Consider the following 5,037-nt stretch of genomic DNA (forward strand, 5'->3'; position numbering starts at 1 on the left):
GTTCCCCAGCCTACATTTACAACTAAAACGTCTTTCAAATTCCTCCCGGCACCAAACTTCAGTTCGGCTAAGGCAATTAAACTGGAGTCGTTGTCTATAAATACAGGCAGGTTAAGTTCTTGAGAAAGGTGCTTTGTGAGGTTAACTCCGGCCTTAGTTTTAAAAAAGCTGTGATTTACTCCCAACTCGGCATTAACAAAGCCCGGCATACCAATACCCATTCCCAAAATCTGGTCAAGAGGGATATCAGAACGGGATATGTAGTCTTTTAAAAACTCGCTGAACTCACTAATTAATGATGGAGAATCGACAAGGATGAGTTCCTTTTTCTCGGGCTCCATTTTAACATTATTCAGTAAATCGTAAATAACTACCTGGGTAACTATCTGATCTACAGCCACTGCAATAATATAACGTTGTTTTTGGCTATTTAACTGAAAAGCTACGCCACGCCTTCCCCCTGTAGAAGGGGCAAGGCCCTGTTCTAATACATACCCTTCTTCTATTAAATGATTAACCGTGTTGGTTATTAATGGCAAGCTCTTATGCGTAAGCTTACTTAATTCGGTAAGAGAAAGGCTTTTATTGTAATAAAATTGTTTGATAAGTTCTTTCCTTAACAAGTTATGCTTTTTTACAACAGTCATTTTTTAGTAATAGTTTATCAAACTTAAAATATTAATTTAATAAATCAAGATACTTTTTATTTTTTTTAAAAACTATTCAAATGTTTAATAAATTACTGTTTAGTTAACATTTATTATGGGTTGAAAAAAAGGGAAATTTTAGTGCTGTACTTCTATTTGAGGGATGGAATAGCGCAGCGAATTAGAAGGCAGCGTGATACGCCTTCAAGGGAAGTTATTACAACACTAAACAGAATTTAGCTGATTTAACAGCTCTTATTGCAAAACGGGCGTTTTGGTATCGGTTATGTTGTTATTATCTAATTGGTTATTAAATGGCGCAACATCCTGAATAGTACGTGAGGGGTATCGCTTGGTATCAAATTTGCCTGTCCAGTCGGCATTTTTGCTACCGCCTATTAGTATACCGGTATCACAATGTGCTATTTGATTGTTTTTAATTACACAATCGCTTGCGGCAATATAAAAGCCAGTATCAATTTTACCTTTTGCCATACCATACATTAACCTTATAGCAATAGGCAGATCTTTTAGCGTGTTATTGGTAATAGTATGGCCGGTGCCGTTAACCCGGATACCGCCTGTGCCGCCCGCAAATGTATTGCTATCAATAAGGCATTCGTGCCCGCCGCGCAGTACCAGTTCACCATGGCAATTCTCAAAGTAGTTATTAATATATCGGTTACCCGACGATTTATTGCTGATCACTTCCGGCTCGCCATTGCAATGTATAAAGCGGTTATCACGCACGGTTGCATAAGAATACCGGTTACCTAATAGTATAGGGTCCTGCCCTATTTGTACACACTCGCCGCCGTTGTTGCCTTTCCAGATTACGCTATCCTTATTCATAAATACGTTATGATCTATTAAGGTATATAAGGATACATCATTAGCCGCCACCCTTACCTGCACCTCCTGGTTATTAACGTTGCCGGTAAATTGGCAATGATCTACCCGGTTATGCTCGCTCTGCCCGGATACAACTACAATGGGCATAAACTGCGCGTCAACGGTATTTTTGGTAAAAATGCAATCTGTTATACGGCAATATTTAGCCGCATTCATCTGAATTAAAACCACATCAGCACCCTTGGTTTTTAATAATTGGCAATCCTCAAACTTTAGTCCTTTTATCTGGATGTAAGTCCCCGTTATTTGAAAGACCGCTTGGCGTACCTCTCCCGAGAATATAACCTTACCCAGACTCTCTGCCCGGATAATAATAGGTTTATCAAGCGTTCCACTGCTATTAATAACCGTAGCCCAACTGCTATAACTACCATTAGCAATTACTATTTCATCGCCGGCTAAAACACTAACAGCAACTTTATTAAACTCTTCAGCGGTTTTCACCTTGTATATTTTGCCAAAGCTTAATTGAAAAATGCACAGGCAGCCAATTGTAAATAATATATTTTTCATAGATCCATTTATAGTTTTAAAAAGCCGGTCGGTAATCCCGGTGATAACACCCCGATTATTGAACTGCCTGCGTTTAGTTTTACGCTGATGATAGCCCTGCCATTATAAGCCTGTATTTTGCGCGAGCCTTTTGAGGTGCCCAGATCATCGATCAAAGTTCCGATTCCTGTTAAGGAAAAGTTTATCCAGTTAGTGGCATCAAGACAAGGCACACTATTTTTGTCATACAGGGTTGCCTGTACAGTGGCAATACCATCTTTATCTCTTAATTTAGTGAGCTGCACTTTTGCAGGCTTGCCCCATTTTTCGGTTTGATATGACTGGCTTATAGTATCGGTTATTATTGTTTTGCCTTTGTAAGCCACAACCTTAATATGATTTACTCCCTTGTTATAAATCACCATCCAGCGCAAACCGGCAGCCGGGAAATTCTGCGGATCGCGGGTTTTTATACCCTGACTTTTGCCGTTCACAAACAACTCTGCCTTATCGGCATTAGAGTAAACTTTTACCATTTTTTCTTCACCCGCATCGCCCCATCTTACCGGCCAGCTATGCCCGTAGATATGCGCCATTAAGGTGTTAGACCAGTAGGATTGCACTACGTAATATGATTCCTTCTTTGTAAAATCGCGTTCTACCACACCCTTTTGATTTACATAAGGCACGGGGTTATCCGGGCGAATAGGGGTCGAAAAATCTTTAAACGTCCAAAATGCCGAACCTGTTAACCAGGGCATTGTTTCCTGCTCTTTCAGGTGCCAGTCGAACAAGTTACAGATATAGGTTTCGCTCCAGTCGCTATTATCGGCAATTTTAGTGATGCCACCGAACAGGCTCGAATCAACTTTTCCCGAAATACCTTTGCCATTTATGACCCTGGCCAGCGCCTTATCGGGCTCTTCAGAATGCCTGTTGGCATGGCTATCCCCACCCCATTCGGCATGTATAAAGTGCGGCACCTTCTTAAACTCCTCCTCAGTAAACTTTTTATAATCAGGATAAAAACCTTTGTACCAGCCCGCCCAGATACTTGGTGAATATATATCTGGGATATCTTTGCAAAAATCACAACGGCGAATGGTTGTTTTACGGGATGGATCGAGCTGATGAGCAAGGTTATTCTGTTCGCTCATAAAATTGCGGATCTTCTGCTTATCGAATTCAGGAAAATCGCCCGGCCAATCATTCTCATTCCCCAATCCCCACAATATTATAGAGGGGTGATTATAATGCTGTTGAATCATATTGGTCAGCATACTTTTTGCCTTCGCTTTGTAGGCATCGCCACCCAGGCCTCCCCGGCACCAGGGTTCTTCTTCCCAAACCAAAATACCCAGGCTATCGCATAAATTTAAAATAGTGGTTGATTGCTGATAATGACCCAAACGGATAAAGTTCGCGCCCATATCTTTTATCAACTGCATTTCCTGATGCATCATGCTATCTGTTAAGGCAGCGGCTACACCTGCATGGTCTTCATGTCGATGAGTGCCTTTCAATAACAATCGTTTACCGTTCAAATAGAACGGCCCGTTATCTTCAAACAAAAAACTGCGGAAACCAACCTTTTCTACCAACTTACTGGTTTCAATGCCGGTTTTGCAAGTTACTTCAATAGTGTATAAATAAGGGGCGTAGGTTGTCCACAAATGGGGTTTGCTGATATTTATTTTACCGGGAGATATGTCTGCCGCTAAGTTATCTGTGCTGTAATTTTCTTTTGCTATCACCTTGCCTTCGGCATCCTTAATAATTAATTCGCCGCTTACGCTTTTTGAGTTGGTTGGGTTATAGAAAGTTATTTTGGGGTCTATCCATCCTTTTGTTAAGCTGTTATCCAGTTGAGCATTGGCATATAGTTTATCAATACTGATAACAGGTTGATAAACCAAATTTACATTGCGGTACAATCCTCCATATACATTAAAATCAGACAATTGCGATGGGATAGATTCCAGATCCCTTGTATTATCGCAACGTATTTCCAGCGGGATCTTCCCTTTAAACTGTTTGGTAAAGGTGCTTGTCTTTTTAAATTGGGCAACGGCCTCAGTTATATCTACCGTCCATTCATCGTAGCCGCCATTGTGCGAGCCAACCAATTTATCATAGATGTAAATATTAGTTTTTTGTCCGGCTCCTTCAAAATGCAATAGCGTACGGCCGCTTGCATAAGGGTTGTTAACGGATATTTGTGTGCGATACCATCCTGGTCCCTGGTAATAATTCATATCAGGGTCTACGGCATCCCTATCATTAAAACAATGCGGAACATTTACCTTACTCCAAACCGGGTATGCCTCGGGCTTGCCCGCACCAACCGGCCTTATGGCCTCCCATACACCGCCCAGGTCTTGCTTTATAAATTCCCAGTTATTGGTTAAGCGTTGCTTTTGCTGAGCTAAGCCGGTATTACACCAACCTATCAACATAAATAAAACAAATATTTTTTGACAATTACACTTCATTACACCTAAATATTCTTGTTAACACAGCTGCTCATACTAAATAAAACCAGGCCCATAATTGCAGGACCTGGTTTACTCAAACTAATTATATTAACCATTTACTCACAGTTTCGGGGACCACTTTAACAAAACCCCGTAACTGAAAGCTGAACGTTAATTGGTCACTTTATCTAACGGAGGGATATTAGTTTCGGACCCCGAGTAGCCCTTGTTTTGATTTATATGCCCTTTAATATTCAAATCGATATCACCTTGTGGTATAGGCCACAATACGTGATACGGTGAAATAGTATAATGGTTACCCGAGTTGGTAACAACTGCCGGGTTTTTATAAAAATCATTTTTCTCCATTATCCTATCGTAAAAGAAATTGTTGGTAGAGAACGTTCCCACATTATAAGTTTTACCATTATAAGCAGCCTTGCCTGTTTGTGCGAAAATATAGGCCATACGGGTAAGCTCTGTTTTACGTGGCTCTTCCCAATAAAGCTCTC

At 40.7% G+C, this 5,037-nt stretch carries 4 protein-coding genes; all 4 read right to left on the reverse strand.

From position 1 onward, the window contains the following. Nucleotides 1-647, reverse strand: a 647-nt coding sequence (locus JWQ85_RS10625; RefSeq protein WP_299467703.1) for an ROK family protein, incomplete at its 3' end; no start/stop codon positions are given. Nucleotides 648-902: 255 nt separating this feature from the next. Further along, the gene (locus JWQ85_RS10630; RefSeq protein WP_299467704.1) at nucleotides 903-2,072 is read right to left on the reverse strand and encodes a polysaccharide lyase 6 family protein; all 1,170 of its coding nucleotides are present in this window, start codon (nucleotides 2,070-2,072) and stop codon (nucleotides 903-905) included. Nucleotides 2,073-2,080: 8 nt separating this feature from the next. Next, nucleotides 2,081-4,507: a glycoside hydrolase family 2 TIM barrel-domain containing protein gene (locus JWQ85_RS10635; protein ID WP_299467705.1), complete on the reverse strand. Its 2,427-nt coding sequence runs from the start codon at nucleotides 4,505-4,507 to the stop codon at nucleotides 2,081-2,083. A 189-nt stretch (nucleotides 4,508-4,696) separates the two neighbouring features. Further along, the coding region (locus JWQ85_RS10640; protein ID WP_299467707.1) for a RagB/SusD family nutrient uptake outer membrane protein at nucleotides 4,697-5,037 on the reverse strand (341 nt) is incomplete at its 5' end.

Source organism: Mucilaginibacter sp. (assembly GCF_028288105.1).
Lineage (GTDB): Bacteria > Bacteroidota > Bacteroidia > Sphingobacteriales > Sphingobacteriaceae > Mucilaginibacter.

Excerpts from the sequence above, each read along its gene's own strand:
- JWQ85_RS10630 (WP_299467704.1), bottom strand. The coding sequence starts at position 2,072 with ATGAAAAATATATTATTTACAATTGGCTGCCTGTGCATTTTTCAATTA.
- JWQ85_RS10635 (WP_299467705.1), bottom strand. The coding sequence starts at position 4,507 with ATGTTGATAGGTTGGTGTAATACCGGCTTAGCTCAGCAAAAGCAACGC.